Genomic DNA, 21,393 nt, shown 5'->3' with positions numbered 1-21,393 from the left:
AGGGTTCACCCGACCCAGCAGGTCCTGAACACCTGTGCATTCCTGAAGGTCTGCGGAACCGCTGGCCAGAGGGCGCGCGGCGGTCCGCGCAGGCGGTGCCGGACGGCCCCAGCGGTCTAGTCGGCCGGGCGTCCTGCGGTGCGACAGCGGCCGGTAGAGGGCGGGAGAGGCCGGCGTCAGCGCCGCGGGGCCGGCGCGGAGGGCAGGCGGACGCGGAACGTGCTGCCCTGCCCGAGCTCGGACTCGACCTCGATCGCACCGTGGTGGCGCTCCACGATCCGCGCGACGATGCTCAGGCCCAGCCCGGTGCCGGGCTGCGCGAGGGCCTCGGGGTTGGTCGACCGGAAGAACTCGGTGAACAGCCGGGCACGGTCCTCCTCGGCGATCCCGAGGCCGGTGTCGATGATCTCCACGACGCACTCGCTGCCCTCGGTGAACAGCCGGGTGGAGACCCGGCCGCCCTCGCCGGAGTACTTCACGGCGTTGCTGACGAGGTTGGAGAGGACCCGCTCGAGCTCCTCGGGATCGCCCTGCGCCACGACCGGCTCGGTGCCCGGCTGGTTCTCCACGACGAGCCGCTTGCGCACGGCGCCCACCGAGCTGATCGCCCACACGTCGTCCATGAGCGCGCGCAGGTCGACGGGGCGGCTGGCCACCGGGTAGTCGGGGTCGCCCACGCGGCCCAGGAGAAGGAGGTCGTCGACGACGCGCACCAGCCGGCGGGCGGCCCGACCGATGGAGTGGACGCTGGTCTGCACGTGCCGCGGGAGGTCCTCGTCCTCGAGGATCTCCAGGTGCCCGGTGATCGCCGCGAGCGGGTTCTTCAGCTCGTGGGACACGGTCGCGATGAGGTTGCCCTTGTAGCGGTCGACGGCGCGCAGGTCGTCGAGCATGGCGTGCTCGCGGGCGAAGGTGCGGGCGTTGAGGACGACGCGGCCCAGGTCGTGGCCGATGTCCAGCGCGGCGGCGGTCTCGGCGGCGGTCCACTCCGGGCTGCCCGGGCGCCGCAGGAGCGCGAAGCCGCCGAGGCAGGCACTGCCGGCGCCGATCGGCACGAACATCACCGAGCCGACGCCGTACTCGCGCAGGTGCGCCCGGAGCGCCGCGGCCTCGGCGTCCTCCGGGAGGGTCGGTGCGTCGCGGGCCGGGTCGTCGCGCGGGACGGGCTCGACGCCGGTGCCGACCAGCCGCAGGAGCGGGGTGTCGGCGGTGGGGGAGGCGATGCGCATGGTGACGACGGTCTGCTCGGCCCACGCCTGGCGGGCGGAGCGCTCCCCGGCCCGGGCCAGGGCCGCGTCCACGCCACCGGCGGTGTCGCCGAGGAGGACGTCGCCGTCGTGGCCGTCGCCCTCGAAGACCTGGAGGGTCACGCCGTCCGCCTGGAAGCCCTCGACGAGGGCGTCGGTGACCTGCTCCAGCGTCTCCCGGACACCGCGGTTGGCGGGCGCGTTGCGGACGATCTCGCGCGCCGTCGTGGCCAGGCGCACCTGCTGCATGAGCTCGGCCCGCTCGAGCGCAAGGACGCCGGCGTGGGTGGCCTGGGCGGCGTACTCGGAGAGCACCCGCTGCTGCTCGGGGCCGGGGCGGCGGCCGTCCACCGGCAGGTCGATGAAGAGCAGCCCGAGGAGCTCGCCGTCGTGGCCGGTCAGCGGGGCGGAGAGGGAGTCCAGCGGGTGCCAGGCGTCCTCGCCCTCGAGCGGGGTGAAGTCGGGCACCCAGCCCCAGGTGTCGCTCTCGAGCCGGTCGTGCGGCTTGAAGCGCAGGACGCCCCACTCGTCCGCGCCCTCGAGGTCCGCGAGCGCCATCGAGAGCGGGGTGCAGGTGCCCAGGAGCTCGCCCCTGGCCTCCTCGCTGCCCGCGACGGAGACGATCTGGAGCATGTCGCCGCGGACCAGGCCGATGGCGGCGACGCCGAACCCGGCGATGCGCGTGACGCCCTCGGTGACGAGGTCGAGCATCTCGTCCGCCGGCAGCAAAGGCTCGGACTGCGCGTGGCTCTGCGTCACTGGGCCCTCCTGCCGTTCGGCGCCCATCCTAGGGCCCGAGGTGCCCCGGCCGTCCCGGAGTCCACGCAGGACGTGGCTCGGAACACCTGACGGGGGCCGGCTGAGCGGGCCCGCGGTCACCGAGGCGGCATATCGCGCGCGGGCCCGTAGACTGACGCCCGTGCCCTACGACTCTCGAGGCCATCGTGTCCGACGCGGGGACGGCCGCCTCACGGCCGCACTCGACCCGCAGGACTCCGGACCGCAGGACGCCTGCGGCGTCTTCGGCGTCTGGGCGCCGGGCGAGGACGTCGCGAAGCTGACGTACTTCGGCCTGTACGCGCTCCAGCACCGGGGCCAGGAGTCCGCCGGCATCGCCGTGAGCAACGGCCGGCAGATCCTGGTCTACAAGGACATGGGCCTCGTCTCCCAGGCCTTCGACGAGACGACGCTGGACTCGCTCCAGGGGCACCTGGCCATCGGTCACTGCCGCTACTCCACCACCGGCGCGAGCACCTGGCAGAACGCGCAGCCGACGTTCCGGCCGACGCCGGACGGCTCGGTGGCGCTCGGCCACAACGGCAACCTGATCAACACCCACGAGCTGCGGGAGGCCGTCGAGGCGCTGCCGGACCCCTCCGACCAGCTCGACCTGCACTCCCGCCAGCAGGAGACCGCCACCAACGACACCAGCCTGGTGACGGCGCTCCTGGCCCACCACCCGGACAGCAGCCTGGAGGACCGGGCGATGGAGGTGCTCCCGCAGCTGCGCGGCGCCTACTGCTTCGTGTGGATGAACGAGGACACCCTCTTCGCGGCGCGTGACCCGCAGGGCATCCGCCCGCTCGTGCTGGGCCGCCTCGACCGCGGCTGGGTCGTGGCCTCCGAGGACGCCGCCCTCAAGACCATCGGCGCCAGCGTCGTCCGCGAGGTCGAGCCCGGCGAGATGATCGTCATCGACTCCTCGGGCCTGCGCTCGCGCACCTTCGCGCAGCCGGAGCCCAAGGGCTGCGTCTTCGAGTACGTCTACCTGGCCCGTCCGGACGCCACCATCGCCGGACGCTCGGTGCACCAGGCCCGCGTGGAGATGGGCCGCCTCCTGGCCCGCGAGTTCCCCGTGGAGGCCGACCTCGTCATGCCCGTCCCGGAGTCCGGCACCCCGGCCGCCGCGGGCTACGCCGAGGAGTCGGGCATCCCGTTCGGCCAGGGCTTCGTGAAGAACGCCTACGTCGGCCGCACGTTCATCCAGCCGTCCCAGACCCTGCGTCAGCTCGGCCTGCGGCTGAAGCTCAACGCGCTGGAGCACATGGTCCGCGGCAAGCGCCTGGTGGTGGTGGACGACTCGATCGTCCGCGGCAACACCCAGCGCGCCCAGATCCGGATGCTGCGGGAGGCCGGCGCCCTCGAGGTGCACGTGCGCATCTCCTCGCCGCCGGTGAAGTGGCCGTGCTTCTACGGCATCGACTTCGCGACGCGGGCCGAGCTCATCGCCAACGGCCTCGACGTCGACGAGATCGCGGCCAGCGTCGGGGCGGACAGCCTCGGCTACATCTCCCTGGAGGGGATGGTCGCCGCCACCGGTCGCGAGCAGGGGCAGCTCTGCACGGCCTGCTTCACCGGCGAGTACCCGGTGGAGCTCCCGGAGGAGAGCCAGCTCGGCAAGCACCTGCTCGAGCAGAGCCTCTCCTCGCCCACGCTCGGCCGGGCCCTGCCCGTCCTGAACAACCCCTGATCCGCGCCCCGCGCACCCGCGAACACTGCGAAGACGCAGCGAAGACCCGAGAGGCTCGTGACGTGACCGAGACCAACGCCTACGCCCAGGCGGGCGTCGACATCGAGGCGGCCGACAAGGCCATCGAGCTCATGAAGGTGTGGGTGGAGAAGGCCAAGCGCCCCGAGATGATCGGCGGGCTGGGCGGCTTCGCCGGCCTCTTCGACGCCTCGGCCCTCACCCGGTACACCCGGCCGCTGCTGGCGACCTCCACCGACGGCGTCGGCACCAAGGTCGCCATCGCCCAGGCGATGGACGTCCACGACACCATCGGCCACGACCTCGTCGGCATGGTCGTGGACGACCTCGTCGTGTGCGGCGCCGAGCCGCTGTTCATGACGGACTACATCGCCACCGGCCGGGTCGTCCCCGAGCGGATCGCGGCCATCGTCAAGGGCATCGCCGAGGGCTGCGCGCTCGCCGGCTGCGCCCTCGTGGGCGGCGAGACCGCCGAGCACCCCGGCCTCCTGGCCCCCGACGAGTACGACGTCGCGGGTGCCACCACCGGCGTCGTCGAGGCGGACGACCTCCTCGGCCCGGCCCGGGTGCGGCCCGGCGACGTGGTGCTCGCGATGGCGGCCTCCGGCCTGCACTCCAACGGCTACTCGCTGGTCCGGCACGTCTTCCTGCGCCCGGCCGAGGCCGGCGGCGCCGGGTGGGCGCTCGACCGCGACGTCCCCGAGCTCGGGCGGACGCTGGGCGAGGAGCTCCTCGAGCCGACCCGCATCTACGCCAAGTCGTGCCTGGACCTGGCGCGCAGCGTCGAGGTGCACGCGATGTCCCACGTCACCGGTGGCGGCCTGGCCGCGAACCTCGAGCGGGTCATGCCCGTCGAGCTCGAGGCCCGGATCGACCGCGCCACCTGGACGCCGTCGCCGATCTTCGACCTCACCCGCAAGGTGGGTCGCGTCAGCCAGCCCGACCTCGAGGCGACCCTCAACTGCGGCGTGGGCATGGTGGCGCTGCTGCCGGCCGACGCCGTGGAGGCCGCTGTGGCGCTCCTGGCGGGTTACGGCATCGACGCCTGGGTCGCGGGCGAGGTGCACCCGGCCGGCGAGCGGGGCGGGGCCGTCACGCTGCACGGCCAGCACCCCGGCTGGTGATCCTCGACTCGCCGGGGCGCCGGCCCGCGCGGTGATCCCGGTCACGTGCGCGGGCCCTCCGGCGGGTCGTGCCCGCCGTCCGGCACGCTCCCGCGGGCCGTTCGGCGGCGAGGCGTCGCCGGTGGGTGAGCCCCGATCTGGCGACGGGTGTGCGTGAATCGGCGAGCAGCAGGTAACCTCTCCCCCACGAGTATTCGAGAGTCAGCCCGGGTGCCTTAGGCCCCGGCCAAGTGTGCGAGGGGGCTGGACCCTATGGGCCGCGGCCGTGCGAAAGCCAAGCAGACCAAGGTCGCTCGCGACCTGAAGTACCGGAGTCACGAGACGGACTTCGACGCTCTCGCCCGAGAGCTCCATGGTGACGAGTCCGGCAGTGATGCCGAGGACGACTCGGACGACTGGGCGGACTACTCGGGCCCCTCGGGTCGCGGCTGACCCGTCGCGGTCCGGACCCGGTGCCTCTCGGCCCGGGTCGACCCGCCGGTCCCTCCGGTGATCAGGCCTCCGTCGTCGACGGGGGTCGAGTGCTCAGGACGACCACGTCACCGTGGGTCCCGTACCCGAGCACCCGGCCTCCGGCGGCGGTGCCGTTGAAGGTCACCATCAGCCAGTGGGCGGCGTCCTGTGTGGGCACCAGCGTCGGCCACGGCAGGTTGGTCGGGTAGGGCGCGTCGAGCGTCCCGACCTCCGTGAGGTCGAGGTCCCACACCGGGTAGCGCTCGCGCTGCCCGCGCGGGTTGTCGCGCCCGTCGCTGGCCAGCACGCGCCAGCCCTCCTCGGTGCGCAGCAGCGTCGTCCCCTCGGTCGCGCGGCGGTCCGGCGCGGCCGCCCGCAGGCGCAGCGCGTCCAGGCTGGGCCCTTCCGCCACGACGGGGTGGAACTCGAAGAACTTGCGTGCACTGACGTAGCCGACCAGCCACCGGTCGCCGTCGCGGACGACGTGGCTGTCCCACACCGCCACCGACCGCAGCCCGTCCGTGGGCAGCGGCAGCTCCTCGGCGTCCAGGACGTGCTCACCCGTGGTGAGGTCCTCGCCGCTGCGGGCGAGCAGCACGGCGACGCGGGCGCCCTTCTCGTCGGGGTCGAAGTCGCCCCACGAGGACGTCGTGACGAGCCACCCGTCCGGCAGCGCCACCAGGTGGGTCGCGTGGTCGCCGTAGACACCCGGGACGGTCGCGCCGCCGGCCTCGTTGCTGGCCGCGGGGTCGTGGCGCCCCGGACGCCGGAAGAAGAGGTCGGCCCGGTGCTCGAGCCGGAGCCCGTCGAGGGCGAGGCGCCACACGGACGTGTGCGCGGTCGGGAAGAACCCGGGCCCGGCGCTGGTCGCGGTGAACCACCGTGCGTCCGGGTCGCCCTCGGCGACCCAGGGGCTGCCGTCCTCGGTGGTGACGAGGCGGACGTCGCGCAGCCCGAGCTGGCCGAAGCGTCCGGCCCGCAGGTTCCGCACCTCCCCGCGGTGGCGGACGACCAGGCCGGCCAGCCACGCGGGGTCGCGGACGAGCCGCTCGGCGCCCGGGGCGCTCCGGGTGAGCTCCCGCAGGTCGGTGCGGGCGCGGCCGGTCCACGTGCCGGTGCTGCCCGCGGCGTCCAGCGTGAGGGCGGTGACCTGGGTGCCGGTGAGCACCAGCGCGAGCGCGACCGGCGAGCCGGCGTCCCCTCCGCGGCGGCTGGCGTGCGTGGTGGTGCCGTGCGGGCCGTGGACCTCGAGGTGGCAGCGGCCGCCCTCGACGACTGCGACGCAGCGCAGGACGCTCTCCCCTTCCTCGCCATCGTCGTCGCCATCTTCGTCGCCGAGACGGGCGGAGAGCTCCAGCTCCACGCGGTCCCGGCCCCAGCCGACGAGCTCGACCGTCGCCGCCACACAGGCCGCCCGCACGGGCAGCGGGTGCTCGCCGGCGACGTCCGGCTCCGCGACGTCCACCTGGACGGCGTCCGGGCTCACGATCGCGACGGGGCGTCGCCGGGCGACCTGGGTGAAGCGGGCCGTGAGCGGATCGGTGCTGGTCATCGGCCCCACCCCATCACGGGCCGGGGCCGGCGGGCGGCAGGAGGTCGCGTGTCCCCCGCGCCCGTGGGCGAGGGCACCGGTCAGCCCAGCGACCGGCGCAGCTCCTCCACGGCGTAGGCGCACTCGGCCTCGACCCGCGCCAGCAGGGTGGGGGCGTCCTGGGTGCGGCCCCGGTGCGCCTCGTCCTCCAGCGCGAGGGCGGCCGCGGCGACCCGCGGGAGACCGAGGTTGAGCGCGCTGCCGCGCACCAGGTGCACGGCGGTGAAGGTGGTGTGCGTGTCGTGCGCCTCGACCGCCGCTCGGACCGCGGCGAGCTGCCCGTCGATGCGGCTCGCGAACGAGCGGGCCGTGCGGTCGAAGAAGCTCTCGCCGTCCTTGACCAGCTCGGCGAGCATCGACCGGCGCTCGGGGTCGATGACGGGCAGCGCCCCCGCGCCCGCGGCGGGGGAGGCGTCGGAGGGGAGGTCGCGAGCGGTGGCGGGCTGCGCGGCGCCGTCGTCGCCGGGCGACCCCGGCTCGGTGGCCCCCTCGGCCGCCGACGGGTCCGCCCCGTCGCCGGGGTCGGTCGTGCGGTCGGGCAGCCAGCGGCGCAGCGCCTCCTCGAGCCGCGCGGGGTCCACCGGCTTGGTGAGGTAGTCGTCCATCCCCGCGGCCAGGCAGCGCTCGCGCTCGCCGGTGAGGGCCGAGGCGGTCATGGCGATGATCGGGACGGGGGTGGCGCCCCTGGTGCGCTCGAGGGCCCGGACGGCGCGGGTGGTGTCGAACCCGTCGAGGCCCGGCATCCGGCAGTCCATCAGGACGAGGTCGGCGCGGGGGCCGTCCACCGGGTCGAGCGCGTCGAGGGCGGTCTCGCCGTCGTCCGCGAGCGACACCTCGACGCCGAGCGCCTCCAGCAGCCCGGTCGCGACGAGCTGGTTGACGGGGTTGTCCTCCACCACGAGCACCCGGACCGTCCCCCCGGGCGCGAGCAGCCGGACCGGCCGCCGCTCCTCGGCGACGTCCGCGTACCCGGCGATCCTGGCGAGGGCGGAGCGGAGCTCGTGGTGGCGGACCGGCTTGCTGAGGACGTCGCGGACGCCCGCGTCGTGGGCCGCTCGCGATCCCACGCCGTGGTCGGTGGTGAGCAGGACGACGAGCGGGGGCTCGGCCCCGGCGGCGGCCTCCTGCGCGGCGAGCAGCGCGACGGCGTCCAGCCCGCCCGGCCCGTCCTCGACGGGGAGGCCCGCGTCGAGTAGCAGCACCTGGTAGGGGCGGCCGGCGGCGCGCGCCCGGGCGACCTCCGCCAGCGCGGCCGTCGCGTCGGCGGCGACCCCGCCCTCGGACCCCCACGCGTCGAGCTGCGCCCGCAGCACGGTGCGCTGGACGGTGTGGTCGTCGACCACCAGCGAGCGCACGGAGGACAGGTCGACCTCCGCAGCGGCCTCGACGGACGCCCTGCCCAGCTGCGCCGTGAAGGTGAACTCGGAGCCGGTGCCGGGCGCGCTGCGCAGCCCGATCCGGCCGCCCATCGCCGCCACCAGCTGGCGGCAGATGGCAAGGCCCAGCCCGGTGCCGCCGTGGTGGCGGGTGGTGGCGAGCTCGGCCTGCGTGAACGCGTCGAACAGGGTGGCCTGCGCCTCCGGCGGGATGCCGATGCCGGTGTCGCGCACCCGGACGCGCAGCCAGACCGAGCGGCCCCGGGCCCGCTCGACCGTCGCCTCGACGACCACCTCGCCGGACTCGGTGAACTTCACCGCGTTGGAGCCCAGGTTGGTGAGGACCTGCCCGAGCCGCGTGGGGTCGCCGCACAGGTACGTCGGGACGTCGGGGGCGCACGAGACGACGAGCTCCAGGCCCTTCTCGTGGGCCCGTCCGGCGATCGCGGCCGCGGACTGCTCGAAGACGGAGCGGACGTCGAAGTCGACCTGCTCCAGCTCCAGGCCGCCCGCCTCGATCTTGGAGAGGTCGAGGACGTCGTTGAGGATGGCCAGGAGCCCGAGCCCGGCCTGCTCCACGCCGTGCGCCAGCCGCGCCTGGTGGTCGTCGAGGTCGGTGTGCAGCAGCAGGTCGTTGAGGCCGATGACGCCGGTCATCGGGGTGCGGATCTCGTGGCTCATCGTCGCCAGGAACTGCGACTTGGCCAGGCCGGCCCGCACGGCCTCGTCGCGCTCGTCCGCGAGGTCCGCCGTCGTCCGCTCCCGGGCGGTGACCGCCGCGAGGGCGCTGCCGAGCTCCACCAGCACCGGGTCGTCGACGGCCACGGGGTAGGAGTCCGCCAGCACCTCGAGCACGGCCACGACCGGCTCGGCCCCGCGGCCGGCGGGTGCCTCGGGCGCGAGCACCGGCAGGGCCACGAGGGCGCGGGCGTCCCCCGGGCCGGAGGCGCTCACCACGACGGGCCCGCGCTCCTGCCGGGCGCGCTCGGCCAGGACCGGGTCGGGCACGACGAGGCCCGACGGGTCGTGCACCCGTTCCAGGGCTCCGGCGCCCTGGGCCGGGCAGCGGTACGCGCCGACGCTGCGCCACCCGGTGCCCGGGACGAGCACCTCGGCCAGCGCCGGGAGCGCCGCCTCGAGGCCGGTGCAGGGCTGGACGGCGCGGTGCAGGTCGAGCAGCAGCCGCGTCACGTCCCCACGACCGCTCACGTGCACCTCCGGCCGTGCTCGCGCCGGGCGCCCGAGCGGCGCCTCACCTGGGAGGAGTCTGCCGCCTGGGGCCCGTTCGGGCGAGGGCGGGTGAGCCGTGTCGTCGTCGGCGTCAGCCCGCCGAGGACGGCGGTGCGGTGCTGGAGCGGACCACCAGCGTGTGGTCCAGGACGACGGACAGCGGCTCCGCCGCGTGACCGACCTGCTCCGCGGGGTCGACGGGATCGCCGTCCGCGGTGCGGCCGACCAGGTGGAGGACCGTGGTCACCGTGCGCGCGGCCTGCTCGGCCACGTGCTGGTCGACGGTGGTGAGGTCGAGGAGCTCGGCGATCGGGTGACCGTCGACGCCGATCACCGAGAGGTCCTCGGGGACCCGCAGCCCGGCCTCGCGGGCGCCGACGACCACGCCGGCGGCCAGCTCGTCGGAGTAGGCGAAGACGGCGGTCGGACGCTGCGGCAGGGCGAGCAGCCGCTGCACGGCCTCGACGCCGGCCCGGGGGCCGATCTCCACGGTGACCCGGAGCTCCTCGCGCGGTTCGAGCCCGTGGTGGCGCAGGCGCTCGGACCAGCCGCGGCTGCGCAGCAGGTCGGCCTCCCAGGGGGTCTCGTCGGTGTCGGAGGTGCGGACCATCGCGATGTCGCGGTGGCCGAGCCCGACGAGGTGGTCGACGGCGGTGTGCGCGACGGCGAGGTCGTCGACCTCGACGTGCGGCAGGTCGCGCAGCCGGCCGCCGGCCACGACCACGCGGACGCCGAGCAGGTCGAGGCGGTCGCGCTGGGAGGGCGTCAGCGGCAGCGCCAGCAGGACGACGGCGTCCACCTTGCGGCGGGCGGGGAGCTCCTCGACGAAGCGGCCGCGCTCCTCGGGGCCGTCCACCTCGTACAGGAGGGTGTCGAGGCCGGCGTCGCGCAGGAGGCGCACCACCTCGCCGACCATCGTGGCGTAGAACCACGGCGCCAGCTGGGGGACCACCACCGCCACGCGGCCGGTCTCCCGGCGCGAGAGGTGCGAGGCCTCGGGGGACACGACGTAGGCGAGCCGCTCCGCCACGGCCCGGATGCGGCGGCTGGTCTCCTCGCCGACGCCGGGGCGCCCGCGCAGCGCACGGGAGACGGTCGCGATGGACACGCCGGCCTCGCGCGCGACGTCCGCCATGTTGGCGTGGGGGAGGGGTCCGGACCCTGGGGTCCCGGGACCGTGGGAGGCATCCACCCTCGGCACCATATGACCAGGGAACCCTGCCGACCAGTGATCCCCCCGGCGGGTCGCGACCGGTCTCGACCGGTCCCTGCGTCCACGGGGGCGGGGCTACCGTGGCCCGTCATGAGGCGGGCGCCGCACGAGAACGTCGCCACGGTCCTGGTCGACCCGGGCCGGCTGGCGGAGCTCGAGCTCGCCCTCGTGGCGCACGACCTGTGGGTCTGGCCGGTCGCCACGGCCCCCATCTGCGTGGACGGGCCGCGCCAGGCGTTCCAGATCCGCCGCCGGCTGGTGGAGTCCCAGCAGGGCCGGTGGGACTGCGCCCGCGCCTGGGTGCCCGTGTGGGTCTCGTTCGGGGAGTCGTGGGGGCACCGGGACGGCCCGGTCACCTGGCCCGCCCGGCGCGCCCTCTACGACGTGCTCGACGCGTTCGCCGCCCACGTGCGCTACCGCCGGGGGCTGGGCGGGGTCGCGCCGCTCCCGCTGCCGCGGGAGCAGGCGGGCTGAGCGGGGCGCTTGCTTGCCGGGGTCAGCGCACGACGTCCAGGACCTGCATGGTGACGCCGTTGGCGTAGGCCTCGTGCTCGACCACCTTGAGGCCGGTCTTGGGGGAGTCGGCGAAGAGTCGCTTGCCGGAGCCGAGGAGCAGCGGGAACGTCAGCAGGTGGTAGCGGTCGACCAGCCCGGCCGCGGCCAGGCCCTGCGCCAGCGTCGCCGAGCCGTGGACGATCAGCGGGCCGCCGTCGGTCTCCTCCTTGAGCGCCGCGACCTCGTCGAGCGAGCGCAGGAGGTGCGTCTCGCCCCAGCCGTCGACGAGCTCGTCCTCGGCCAGGGTCGTGGACACGACGTACTTCGGCATCGCGTTGTACTGCGGGAACTCCTCGGTCATCGACGGCCACACCGGCGCGAACTCGGTGTAGGAGACCCGGCCGAGCAGCATGGCGCCCGCCTCGAGCTGCTCGCGGCCCTTGATCGCGTAGGCGGCGGGGTCGAACGCGACGTCCTTGAAGGTCCAGCCGGCGTGCGGGTGGTCCCCGTTGCCGGGGGAGTCGACGATGCCGTCGAGGGTGAGCATCTCGGTGACGACGAGGGTCCGCACGGTGGTCTCCTGGGGTGGTGGGTGGACGGTCGGGGGTACCGACCGGCGGGGACAGCCTGACTCATCGCCGCCGCTGGACCCAGTGCGGCCGGCCGGGGTGACAGTCCCTGACGAACGGACCGTCTTTCGGGCCGCGTAGCGGTCCGTTCGTCAGGGACCATCGCGAGCATCAGGACGTCGCGCGCGTCCGACATCTCACAGTTCCTGGTCTGGTGCGGGCCGTTCACGCACCCTTGACCGAGTGAGTGTCCTGTCCGCTGCCGACGTCGAGGTCGGCCCCGCCGACGGCGACCCGCGGCACCGGCCGGGGAGCGCCGGGTACCGCCGGCTCAATGTGGCGATGTTCTTCGCCGGGCTGGCGGCGTTCGGGCTCATGTACGGCACGCAGCCGCTGCTGCCGCAGCTGACGTCGACCTTCGGGGTGGACGCGACCCGCGCGGCGCTCACCGTCTCCGTCACCACCGGCGCCCTGGCGCTGTGCACCGCGCCCGCGGCGGCGCTGGCCGAGCGGGCGGGCCGGGTCCGGGTGATCCGGGTGGCGCTCGTCGTGGCCGCGCTCGCGTCGCTGGCCTGCGTCGTCGCGCCCACCTTCGAGGTGCTCGTGATCGCCCGGCTGGTCCTGGGCGCGGCGCTCGGCGGGGTGCTCGGCACGGCGATGGGGCACGTCGGCACCGAGGTCCACCCGGCCGGGCTGGGCGCCTCGATGGGGCTCTACGTCGCCGGCAACACCATCGGTGGGGTCAGCGGACGTGTCCTCACCTCGATCGCGGCCGACCTGGCCGGCTGGCGGGGCGGCCTGCTCACCCTCACCGTCTTCTGCGTCGTCGCCATGGTGCTGTTCTGGGCCCTGCTGCCGCAGCCGGTGCTGTTCACCGACGCCTCCCGCGGGGCCGCCGGGGCGGGCCGCGACAAGGTCCTCGCCCTCGTCGTGCTCGTGGTCGTCCCGTTCGCGCTCATGGGCGGCTTCGTCGCGGTCTACAACTACCTGACCTACCGGCTCACCTCCGCGCCGTTCGACCTCACCCCGGCCCTCGCCGGCCTCGCCTTCCTCGCCTACCTGGCGGGCACGGTCACCTCGGCCACCGCCGGACGCCTCGCCGACCGCGTCGGCCGGCTGCCCGTCCTCCTGGCGGGGACCGCGGTGATGCTGGTCGGGCTGGCGATCACGCTCTCGGGCAGCCTGGCGCTGGTGATCCTCGGCCTCGTGGTGTTCACCGCCGGCTTCTTCGCCGCGCACGCCACCGCCAGCGGCTGGGCGCCGCAGCTGCTGCCCTCCGCGCCGGGTCGCGCCTCGGCGTCCTACGTGATGACGTACTACGCGGGGTCGAGCATCTTCGGCGCGGCCCTCGGCTTCGCCTGGCACGGCGGCGGCTGGCCGGGCGTCGCGACGGCGGTGGCCTGCCTGACGGTCGTGGGGGCGCTGGCCGCCACCACCGCGTGGGCGCTGTCCCGCGAGCGCGGCTGAGCCGGTAGCTCCTCGCCCCACCCGCAGGGACCTGCTCGCGCTGCCCCCGGCGGGTCAGCCTGGGGGTGTGAGCACGCCCCGACTGTGGAGCACCGCGCTGTCCCCGGACCCGCGGGTGCTCCTCGCGCCCGACGAGCCCTGGCTGCTGCTGCACGCGTTCCCGCTCGGCTCGGCGATCTTCTCGCGCCTGGTGCCGGCGCTGCTGGGGTGCGGGCGGCGCGTGCTCCTCGCGGACCTCCCCGGTCTGGGCGCGAGCCCCGTTCCCTCCGAGGAGCCCACCATGGACGTCGTGGGGGATGCCGTGGCCGCGGTGCTCGACGCCCACGAGGTCGAGGCGGCCCACGTGCTCGGCATCTCGACCGGCGGCTACGCGGCCCTGGAGGTCACCCGCACGCGGCCTGACAGGGTCGCCGGGCTCGTCCTCGCCTCCACCACACCGTGGCGGATCGAGCCGGACGAGCCGGACGTCCGCCGCGAGACCGCCCGGACGGTGGAGCGCGACGGCTCGACCGCCTCGCTCGCGGACGTCCCGGAGGCCGCGCTGGGCCCGACCGCCCACCGCGAGCAGCCGGACCTCGTCGACCTGGTCGCGGGACTGGTGGCCGCCGCCGACCCGGCCGGCGTCGCCTGGATCGCCCGCGCGATCGCCGCCCGGCACGACACCGCCGACGTGGTCGCCGCGTTCCCGCGGGAGGTCCACCTGCTGTTCGGCGCCGAGGACCGGGACACCCCGCCCGCGCGCGCCGAGCAGATCGCCGCCCTGCGGCCCTCCGGCGCGCCCACGCGCGTCACCGTCCTGCCCGCGACCGGGCACCTCACCGTCCTGGAGCGGCCGCGGGAGGTCGCGGAGTCGTTGCTGGGCTGAGGTGCTCCCGCGGCTGGGCCGCGGCCGGCTGGGGCTGGCTGGTGGGCGGTGTCGGAGCAACCGGTGGGGTGCGGCAGTCGGTTGCTGGGGCACCGCTGGTGGTGGCGGGGCTGACTGGCGGTGTGTGGGCAACCGGTGTGGTGCGGCAGTCGGTTGCTCAGTCACCACCCGCGCCGCAGATGATCCGGCGCACGCGGCGCACAGCCGGAGAGCGTCCCGTAGCGGACTCACAGGTTTTACCCGGACGCACTGGACGCACCCGTCCCACGAGGACTAGACACTTGCCACTGTCAACTGGGTTCCGAGCATCTCGGGCCGTGAATCTCCAGGAGCGACAACAGTGAGAAGAAGTGTGTCCTCAGCCGCCCTCGCGGCGGCGTCCCTCGTCGTGGCGGGTCTCGTCGGGCTCGTCCCGCAGGCCTCGGCGGCACCCTCCCCCACGGGGCAGCTGCACAGCCAGCGGGTCTGCGCCTCGAAGGCCTCCGCCGGCGAGGCCACGTGCTTCGCCGAGAAGCTGGTCGACGCGGCCGGCAACGCGCCGAAGGCCACCGCCCCGCCCTCCACCGGCCTCACCCCCAGCGGCCTACAGGACGCCTACGGGCTGACCGGGCTGTCCTCCGGCGGTCGCACCGTCGCGATCGTCGACGCCTACGGCTACACCAACCTCGAGAAGGACCTGGCCACCTACCGCGCCCAGTTCGGGCTCCCGGCCTGCACCACGGCCAACGGCTGCCTCACGATCATGGACCAGAACGGCGGCACCAGCCTGCCGCGCATGGACGTCGGCTGGGCCCAGGAGCAGGCCCTCGACGTGGACGCCGTCTCGGCGGCCTGCCCCGACTGCAAGATCCTCGTCGTCCAGGCCAAGAGCCCGACGTTCGCCAACCTCGGCACCGCCGTGCAGACCGCGGCCAAGCAGCCCGGCGTCGTCGCGATCTCCAACTCCTACGGCGGCTCTGACGCCCCGGACTCCACCTACGGCGCCTACTACAACCACCCGGGCATCGCGGTCACGGCGTCCACCGGCGACAACGGCTACCAGGGCGGCAGCTACCCGGCGTCCTCCTCCTACGTGACCGCCGTCGGCGGCACCTCGCTGGTGCCCGCCTCGAGCACCGCGCGCGGCTGGACGGAGTCCGTCTGGGACGGCGCCGGCTCCGGCTGCTCCCAGAACGTCGCCCTCGCGGCGGCTGCCTCCTTCAACACCGGCTGCTCCGGCCGCGCCATGGCGGACGTGTCCGCCGCGGCCGACCCGAGCGAGGGCGGCCTGGCCGTCTACTACCCGTCCTCGCGCAGCGCCTCGACGTGGGGCCAGTTCGGGGGCACCAGCGAGTCCGCGCCGATCATCGCCTCGGTCTACGCCCTCTCCGGCAACACCTCGGGCTACGCCAACGCCAAGCCCTACGCCCACCCCGAGCTGCTCAACGACGTCACCTCGGGCAGCAACGGCACCTGCTCGCCGGCCCAGCTCTGCACGGCTCGCGCCGGGTGGGACGGTCCGACGGGCCTCGGCACCCCGAACGGCGTCGGCGCCTTCTGACGCAGCGGGAAGCAAGCAGGAAGCAACCAGGAAGCAAGCAAGCACCACCCGGCCGCACCGGCCGGGGCGTGATCAGGCGGGCCGTTCCCTCGGGGAGCGGCCCGCCTGCTCGTCCAGTCCCTCGCCGACGTCCCCGCCCCGCGCCGACCACCGCCGGGCCAGCCCGGGCACCGAGCTCAGCAGCAGCGCGGCGACCACGACCACCGCGAGGGCGACCTCCTGGTGCGGCAGGAACGAGCCGAGCACGCCCACGCTGGCGTAGCAGAGGGACCAGAGGGACGCGGCCCCGACGGCGGCCGAGGCGAACCGGTACCAGGGGTAGCCGGTCAGCGCGGCGACGAGCAGCACGGGCACGCGCCCGCCCGGCACCAGCCGCGAGACCAGCAGCGTGCGCAGCTCGTGCCGCTCGATCCGTGCCCGGAGCGTCTCCAGCCGGTCGTGGGCGGTCCCCTCCTCGAGCCAGCCGGCCCGCTCGGCCAGCCCCGTCCCGGCGACGAGCAGCGCGGCGTAGACGACGAGGTCGCCGGCGTAGGCACCGACGGCCCCGGCCACCACCACCGGCACGACCTCCCACACGTGGGTGTCGACGGCCAGGACGGCGGCCGCCGAGACCGCCGCCCCGGTGGGGACGACGGGCAGCACGGCCCCGAACGCCACCACGGCCGCGAGCACCAGCAGCGCCCACGGCGTCACCTGGTCGATCACGGCACGAGCCGCTCGCCGTGGCGCGCGATCACGGCGCGGGTCCGGGGCGCCCAGCGACCCATCGACGCGACGAAGCGCTCCCCGGGCGTGGCGAAGAAACGGTGGAACGTCCCGGGCGCGAGCCGCTGCAGCCCGATCGGCCAGAACGTCCCCCAGTGCACGGGGACCGCGGCCGCGGCGCCGAGCAGCGACACGGCCTCCGCGGCGTCCTCGGGACCCATGTGGCCCTCGTCCAGGCTCGGCCCCCACCCGCCCACGGGCGGGAGGGCGAGGTCGACGGGGGCGAGGTCGTGCAGCGTCCGGCGCAGGACGTCGTCCAGCTCGGTGTCGCCCGGGAACCACACGGACCGGCCGCCCGCCGCCACGTGGAAGCCGATCGCCGGGGCGACCAGCGAGCGGGGCAGCGGCAGCCGCCGCCCGTCGTGGGTGGCCGGCAGGACCGTGACGGTCACGGCCACCCCGCCGGCGGTGGTCAGCTCGACCACGTCGCCGGGCACCACGCCCCGCACCGCGCAGCCGCGCAGGCCGGCCCCGAGCAGCTTCTGCCCGCCGTCCGGGACGAGGACGACCGCGCCGGGCACCAGCCGGCGCAGCGACGGCACGTGGAAGTGGTCGGCGTGCAGGTGGGAGAGCAGGACGACGTCCGCCTCGTGCGCGTCGACGCCGGGCGTGGGCGTGCGGCGGCGCAGGTGGTGCAGCCGGTCGTCGAGCACGGGGTCGAGCAGGACGCGGGCGCCGCCCGGCTCGGCGGTGGCGGACGCGTGCCCCCACCAGGTCAGCGGCACGCTCATGCGACGACCTCGGGGGCCTGGGGCGTCTCGGGTGCCTGGGGAGCCTCGGGTGCCTGGGGAGACTCGCGGGCCGTCCGCGCCGCGGGACCCGCGTCCGGCGTGCCGGGGCGCAGCCCGAGCTGCTCGAGCCGGTGGACGAGCGCGGCGTGCACGTCGACGCCGCGCAGCGCCGCGTCCGGCACGTCCCAGGAGGCGGGGTGGAGGAAGAGCGCCTCGGTCTGGTCGCCGCCCACGCCGCCGTGGCTGCCCACCAGCTCCTCGAAGGCGACCACCTCGCCGAGGTCGGGGTCGCAGGCCCCCAGCAGCACCAGGTCGCCGACGCCGTCCTTGCCCTCGAGCTCGAGCAGGTCCGCGGCGGCCAGGGGGCCGAACGGCGTGAGCGGGTCGGGGCCCTCGCCGCCCTCCACCAGCACGTCCTCGGGGCCGGGCCGCACCAGCCTCCAGCCGGTCGGGCCGGTGACCCGCAGGTGGCCACCGCCGGTGCGGGTGACCACGAGCCCGATGCCCTCCTGGTGCGCGAGGCCGTCGACGAGGGCGGGATGGAGGCGGGCGAGGTCGTCGTGTGTGAGGCGTCCGGGCAGGTCGGTGCGGTAGACGTGGGCCAGACCGCCGGAGGCCGCCACGACGATCGGGGACGCGGGCTGCTCGGCGTGCCGGGCGCGGCTGCGCTCGGCGGCACCGGTGACGGCCCGGGCCGCGGCCTGCTGGCTGCGGGAGCCCCCGGCGAGCAGCAGCGAGGCCGGGAGCATCCGCTCCCCGCCGTCCAGGAGCCCCTCCGCCGCCGCCTGCGCCGCCGCCTGGGCCGCCCCCGCCTGCGTGGCCAGCGGCCCGCTGGGCTCGCAGGCCCCCGCGAGCCCCTGCACGACGTCGCGCAGCGGACGCCCGGTGAGCTGCTCGAAGGTGCGGCCCTGGGCCTGGCCGTGGTCGGAGACGACGACGATCTCGTAGGCGCGGTCGGCCTCGGCGGCGATGTCGGTGAAGAGCTGGAGGGTGCGGTCGAGGTTCTCCAGCACCCGCATCGACTCCGGCCGGCTCGGGCCGGCGTGGTGGGCGACCTCGTCGTAGTCGACGAAGTCCACGAAGATCGCGGGCGTCCCGGAGGTCATCAGGTCGGCGACGATCGACAGGTTCAGGTCCCGCAGGACGACGGTCGTGAGGCCGCGCAGGAAGAGGAACGGTCCCAGCCGGCTCACGCGGGGCTCGACGCCGCGGATGCGCTGGCGCCGCGCCTGGTGCAGCTCGGTGACGATCTGCCCGACGAACAGCACGATCGAGCGCAGGAAGCCGGAGCGATAGGTGGCGAACGCGGCCGCGCCACGTCCGCCACGGGGCAGGCCGGCCTCGCTCATCGTGAGCAGCTTGGTGGGGGCGTCCCCGGAGAAGAGGACGGCGACGCTCGCGCCGCCGTCGGCGAGCAGGCCGCGGTGCCCGGACGTCGCGGAGAGCCGCGGCTGGATCACCGCCAGGTCCGGCTGCTTGCTGACGACGAGGAGGCGGCCGAGGTCCTTGTCCCACCAGCGGTACCCGGGCACGGAGGTGTCGTCTCCGTGCAGCAGCACGGCCTGGCCCGCGGGGGTGGTCGAGGGGATGCCGGTGTGCCAGCGCCGCAGCCGGTAGTCGCCCGAGCGCAGCCAGCGCGAGACGGTCGGCACCGCGCCGGAGACCACCGCCTGCCGCAGCAGCGGCTCCGAGACGCCGTCGAGCTGGACGACGAGCAGTCCGGCGCCCGCGTGGCCCGGGTGTCCCGAGCCCTGGGTCGCGCGGCGCAGCACCTGGCCGAGGAACGCCTCGTCGCCGCTGGCGTCGAAGAGCCAGTTCACGCCCGCCGCGGCCACCGCCGCGCTCCAGGACGCCAGCAGGATCTCGGGCCACGGGAACGGGTCGACCGTCGGGATGACCGCGAGGGCCACCGCGAGCACGAGGGCCTGGGTGAGCAGGCCGGCGAGCAGCAGCCCGACGACGCCGGTGAGCACCGTCAGGCGCGTGAGCAGGGGGCGCAGCAGGGCGCCGACGACCAGCACCCCGACGGCCAGCGCCGCCACCGACTCGGCGCCGTGGTCCGCCTGCGTGCCGGGCAGCGCCCAGAGGCTGAGGGTGAGGGCGAGGAACGAGACGACGAACGAGCGGACGACGTCGAGGGCCCAGGATCGCGAGGGACGGAACCGGGCCAGCCGGGTCGCGCCCAGCCGGGCCCGACGCCAGCGCGTGCGCGTCAGCGACCGCTCGTCGCCGGCCCGTTCCCGCTGGTCCTGCCCCTGCCGTTGCCCCACCTGCCGATCGTAGTTCCGGGTGCCGACGCCGGACCTGTCCGCTCGGGTGGGCAGCGGGCGAGAGGCTGCTCACGCGTCCCCCGTCCCGCGTCTCGCGCAACCGCGCCGCGCGCCGGCTCGGCGCCCGGCCGAGGACCGCCCTGCGTAGGCTCGCCTCCGTGGACGCCCCCGACGACGCCTCCCGGGACCCCTTCCCGCCCGCCGCCACCGGCGCCGGTGGCCCGGCGTGGGCGGTCGGCTCGATCGTCGCCGGCCTCCTCGGCGTCCTGCTCTCGTGGACGGGCGTGCCGGGCCTCGTGCTCGGCCTCGTCGCCATCGGCCTGGGGGGCACGGGGACGTGGCGGTCCGGCCGGGGTCTCGCGACCGGACGACTCGGCGCGATCGTCGGGTGGGTCCTCGGACTCATCGCGACCGCCGTCGCCGGCGGGGCGCTGCTCCTGGACGCCTGGCTGCGCTGGCAGATCACCCGCTGACGCGCGTCCCGCTGCCCCGCTGCCCCCGGGACGTCATACGAGTCGGCCCTGGATCGCGCCGGGATGGATGACGTCTGCACCCTGCCGGCGGGAGGTCATACGAGTCGGCCCTGGATTGAGCCGGGATGGATGACGTCCGGGGGCAGCGGCCGCGGAGGGCGGTCCGACGGGAGGGGTGGTGTCGAGGTCCGGCGTTCCGGGTAGCAGGACGCCTGCAGCACTGACAGTCATGACCACCGACCCGGACCACTCCGAGGACCAGGAGCGACGATGAGCGGCGAGCAGCAGACCGGCGAGACCCCGTACCCCACCGAGGCGGGCACCGCCCCCACCCACGAGAACCACGCGGCCTACGCGGCCGGCCACGGCGCCCCGGCGACCGAGAAGCGCGGCGGACCCGGCCTCGCGATCGCGGCCCTGGCCGTCGGCATCCTGGCGTTCCTGCTGTCGTGGACCGTTGTCGGCGGCATCATCGGCGGACTCATCGCCCTCGTGCTCGGCCTGGTGGCCTCGAGCAAGGCGAAGAAGGGCCGCGCGAGCGGCCGGGCGATGGCCGTCATCGGCTGGCTGCTGGGCCTCGTCAGCATCCTCATCGGCGGCGCCGTCCTGGCGGCCGGTGTGGCGTTCTTCCAGTCCGACTCGGTGCAGAACCTCCAGGACTGCCTGACCCAGGCCGGCAGCGACCAGGCCGCCATCGACTCCTGCACCCAGGAGTTCGGGAACTCGGTCAGCGGTAGCTGACCCGCCGGCGCACCCCCGGACGCCCTGAGGGGCCGCCCCGCCGACGCACCCGCGTCAGCGGGGCGTCGCGCGCATCCGCTCGCCCAGCCGGATCGCGGCGGTGACGACCACGTCCGCCTCGTCGGGGTCCGTGGCCAGCACCTCCGGCACCGCGCCGCCCAGCAGCGCGGCCGGCTGCGTGAGCCACGACCAGACCGCGAACGGGTCGCCCTGCGCGGCCAGCAGCGGCTCGAGCACCGGCGAGAGCTCGGGCCGCGGCTCGCCGTCCTCGAGGAGCTGGAAGGCCGGCACGAGGACGTCCCCGCCGTCGGGCGCGGGCACCAGCAGCAGCCGCCGTTCCTGCGCGGCCTTGTGGACCGCGAAGCGCGCCGCGTTCTCGCTCACGCCGCGCAGGGCAGCGAGCGAGGCGTAGGTGTGGGTCGGGGAGGCGAGCAGCCGCGCGCGGGTCTCGGCGCGACGGGCCACCTGGATGAGCCCGACCGGCACGGCGTGCCGCGGGTCCTCGCCCTGGCCGCGCAGCTCGGTCTCGAGCTCGCGCAGCCGCTCGAGGCTGAGCGGCGTGCCGTCCGCCTCGCGCCAGACCGGCACCCCGGCGCCGGTGCGCTCGACCGTCGGCAGCCCGGCCTCGGCCAGGTGCGGCAGCAGGCCCAGCCCGTCCAGCCAGTCCGCCAGCTCGGTGCCCAGCCGCTGCGTCTCCTCGCGCTCGCTCACGCCCCCCAGCATGCCCCGCGCCCGGCCCCTCGGCCCTCACCGGC

At 75.5% G+C, this 21,393-nt stretch carries 18 protein-coding genes; 9 read left to right on the top strand and 9 right to left on the bottom strand.

Translation table 11 applies throughout. The features are described from left to right. Positions 1-176: 176 nt before the first annotated feature. Positions 177-2,006: a HAMP domain-containing sensor histidine kinase gene (locus E8D37_RS16440; protein WP_168929792.1), complete on the bottom strand. Its 1,830-nt coding sequence runs from the start codon at positions 2,004-2,006 to the stop codon at positions 177-179. Between the two features lie 160 nt (positions 2,007-2,166). On the opposite strand from E8D37_RS16440, the gene purF reads away from it, so the two are divergent. The 3 genes from purF to E8D37_RS16425 all read left to right on the top strand — a co-directional run bounded on the left by purF (position 2,167) and on the right by E8D37_RS16425 (position 5,291). Beyond that, the gene (purF, locus tag E8D37_RS16435) at positions 2,167-3,717 is read left to right on the top strand and encodes an amidophosphoribosyltransferase (protein WP_136570871.1); all 1,551 of its coding nucleotides are present in this window, start codon (positions 2,167-2,169) and stop codon (positions 3,715-3,717) included. 62 nt (positions 3,718-3,779) lie between these two features. Next, positions 3,780-4,859: a phosphoribosylformylglycinamidine cyclo-ligase gene (purM, locus tag E8D37_RS16430; RefSeq protein ID WP_206055800.1), complete on the top strand. Its 1,080-nt coding sequence runs from the start codon at positions 3,780-3,782 to the stop codon at positions 4,857-4,859. 252 nt (positions 4,860-5,111) lie between these two features. Then, on the top strand, positions 5,112-5,291 hold the full coding sequence (locus E8D37_RS16425; RefSeq protein ID WP_136570870.1) for a DUF3073 domain-containing protein: 180 nt from the start codon (positions 5,112-5,114) through the stop codon (positions 5,289-5,291). 61 nt (positions 5,292-5,352) lie between these two features. Here E8D37_RS16425 and E8D37_RS19950 read toward each other — a convergent pair whose 3' ends face one another. From E8D37_RS19950 to E8D37_RS16410, 3 genes are all read right to left on the bottom strand, one after another. Further along, positions 5,353-6,864 carry a hypothetical protein gene (locus E8D37_RS19950; protein WP_168929791.1) on the bottom strand — a complete coding sequence of 504 codons (1,512 nt, stop codon included), beginning with the start codon at positions 6,862-6,864 and terminating at the stop codon, positions 5,353-5,355. A gap of 80 nt (positions 6,865-6,944) precedes the next feature. After that, on the bottom strand, positions 6,945-9,488 hold the full coding sequence (locus E8D37_RS16415; protein WP_136570869.1) for a response regulator: 2,544 nt from the start codon (positions 9,486-9,488) through the stop codon (positions 6,945-6,947). A 112-nt stretch (positions 9,489-9,600) separates the two neighbouring features. Then, complete coding sequence (locus E8D37_RS16410; protein ID WP_206055799.1) at positions 9,601-10,701, bottom strand: LacI family DNA-binding transcriptional regulator; 1,101 nt, start codon at positions 10,699-10,701, stop codon at positions 9,601-9,603. Between the two features lie 111 nt (positions 10,702-10,812). Here E8D37_RS16410 and E8D37_RS16405 point away from each other — a divergent pair, with 111 nt between their 5' ends. Further along, positions 10,813-11,196 carry a hypothetical protein gene (locus E8D37_RS16405; RefSeq protein ID WP_136570867.1) on the top strand — a complete coding sequence of 128 codons (384 nt, stop codon included), beginning with the start codon at positions 10,813-10,815 and terminating at the stop codon, positions 11,194-11,196. Positions 11,197-11,218: 22 nt separating this feature from the next. On the opposite strand, the gene E8D37_RS16400 is transcribed toward E8D37_RS16405, so the two are convergent. Then, positions 11,219-11,788: a dihydrofolate reductase family protein gene (locus E8D37_RS16400; RefSeq protein WP_136570866.1), complete on the bottom strand. Its 570-nt coding sequence runs from the start codon at positions 11,786-11,788 to the stop codon at positions 11,219-11,221. Between the two features lie 241 nt (positions 11,789-12,029). On the opposite strand from E8D37_RS16400, the gene E8D37_RS16395 reads away from it, so the two are divergent. The 3 genes from E8D37_RS16395 to E8D37_RS16385 all read left to right on the top strand — a co-directional run bounded on the left by E8D37_RS16395 (position 12,030) and on the right by E8D37_RS16385 (position 15,658). Continuing rightward, a complete protein-coding gene (locus E8D37_RS16395; protein ID WP_136570865.1) occupies positions 12,030-13,253 on the top strand; it encodes an MFS transporter in 1,224 nt (407 codons plus the stop codon). 67 nt (positions 13,254-13,320) lie between these two features. Further along, a complete protein-coding gene (locus E8D37_RS16390; RefSeq protein ID WP_168929790.1) occupies positions 13,321-14,118 on the top strand; it encodes an alpha/beta fold hydrolase in 798 nt (265 codons plus the stop codon). A 352-nt stretch (positions 14,119-14,470) separates the two neighbouring features. After that, positions 14,471-15,658: a hypothetical protein gene (locus E8D37_RS16385; RefSeq protein ID WP_206055798.1), complete on the top strand. Its 1,188-nt coding sequence runs from the start codon at positions 14,471-14,473 to the stop codon at positions 15,656-15,658. A gap of 72 nt (positions 15,659-15,730) precedes the next feature. Here E8D37_RS16385 and E8D37_RS16380 read toward each other — a convergent pair whose 3' ends face one another. Genes E8D37_RS16380 through E8D37_RS16370 form a run of 3 tightly spaced genes read right to left on the bottom strand, consistent with a single transcriptional unit; the run spans position 15,731 to position 19,424 of the window. Then, on the bottom strand, positions 15,731-16,363 hold the full coding sequence (locus tag E8D37_RS16380; RefSeq protein WP_206055797.1) for a VTT domain-containing protein: 633 nt from the start codon (positions 16,361-16,363) through the stop codon (positions 15,731-15,733). Next, positions 16,360-17,154, bottom strand: coding sequence for an MBL fold metallo-hydrolase (locus E8D37_RS16375; RefSeq protein ID WP_136570862.1), 795 nt, complete (start codon positions 17,152-17,154; stop codon positions 16,360-16,362). The genes E8D37_RS16380 and E8D37_RS16375 overlap by 4 nt, the downstream gene beginning before the upstream one ends. Then, positions 17,151-19,424 carry an alkaline phosphatase family protein gene (locus E8D37_RS16370; protein ID WP_136570861.1) on the bottom strand — a complete coding sequence of 758 codons (2,274 nt, stop codon included), beginning with the start codon at positions 19,422-19,424 and terminating at the stop codon, positions 17,151-17,153. Before E8D37_RS16370 ends, E8D37_RS16375 begins: the two co-directional genes overlap by 4 nt. Positions 19,425-19,582: 158 nt before the next feature. Here E8D37_RS16370 and E8D37_RS16365 point away from each other — a divergent pair, with 158 nt between their 5' ends. Together E8D37_RS16365 and E8D37_RS16360 are read left to right on the top strand one after the other, a co-directional pair. After that, positions 19,583-19,897 carry a hypothetical protein gene (locus E8D37_RS16365; protein ID WP_136570860.1) on the top strand — a complete coding sequence of 105 codons (315 nt, stop codon included), beginning with the start codon at positions 19,583-19,585 and terminating at the stop codon, positions 19,895-19,897. 270 nt (positions 19,898-20,167) lie between these two features. Then, positions 20,168-20,638, top strand: a complete 471-nt coding sequence (locus E8D37_RS16360; RefSeq protein ID WP_136570859.1) for a DUF4190 domain-containing protein — start codon at positions 20,168-20,170, stop codon at positions 20,636-20,638. Between the two features lie 54 nt (positions 20,639-20,692). Here the strand turns inward: E8D37_RS16360 and E8D37_RS16355 are convergent, their stop codons facing one another. Then, complete coding sequence (locus E8D37_RS16355) at positions 20,693-21,349, bottom strand: hypothetical protein (RefSeq protein WP_136570858.1); 657 nt, start codon at positions 21,347-21,349, stop codon at positions 20,693-20,695. Between the last annotated feature and the right edge of the window lie 44 nt (positions 21,350-21,393).

It is taken from the genome of Nocardioides sp. GY 10127 (genome assembly GCF_004919085.1).
Classification (GTDB): Bacteria; Actinomycetota; Actinomycetes; order Propionibacteriales; family Nocardioidaceae; genus Nocardioides.
The sequence above is the reverse complement of the archived record's forward strand: the minus strand, read 5'-3'. Positions and strand labels throughout refer to the sequence as shown.

Excerpts from the sequence above, each read along its gene's own strand:
- E8D37_RS16425 (WP_136570870.1), top strand. The coding sequence starts at position 5,112 with ATGGGCCGCGGCCGTGCGAAAGCCAAGCAGACCAAGGTCGCTCGCGAC.
- E8D37_RS19950 (WP_168929791.1), bottom strand. The coding sequence starts at position 6,864 with ATGACCAGCACCGATCCGCTCACGGCCCGCTTCACCCAGGTCGCCCGG.
- E8D37_RS16405 (WP_136570867.1), top strand. The coding sequence starts at position 10,813 with ATGAGGCGGGCGCCGCACGAGAACGTCGCCACGGTCCTGGTCGACCCG.
- E8D37_RS16375 (WP_136570862.1), bottom strand. The coding sequence starts at position 17,154 with ATGAGCGTGCCGCTGACCTGGTGGGGGCACGCGTCCGCCACCGCCGAG.
- E8D37_RS16360 (WP_136570859.1), top strand. The coding sequence starts at position 20,168 with ATGAGCGGCGAGCAGCAGACCGGCGAGACCCCGTACCCCACCGAGGCG.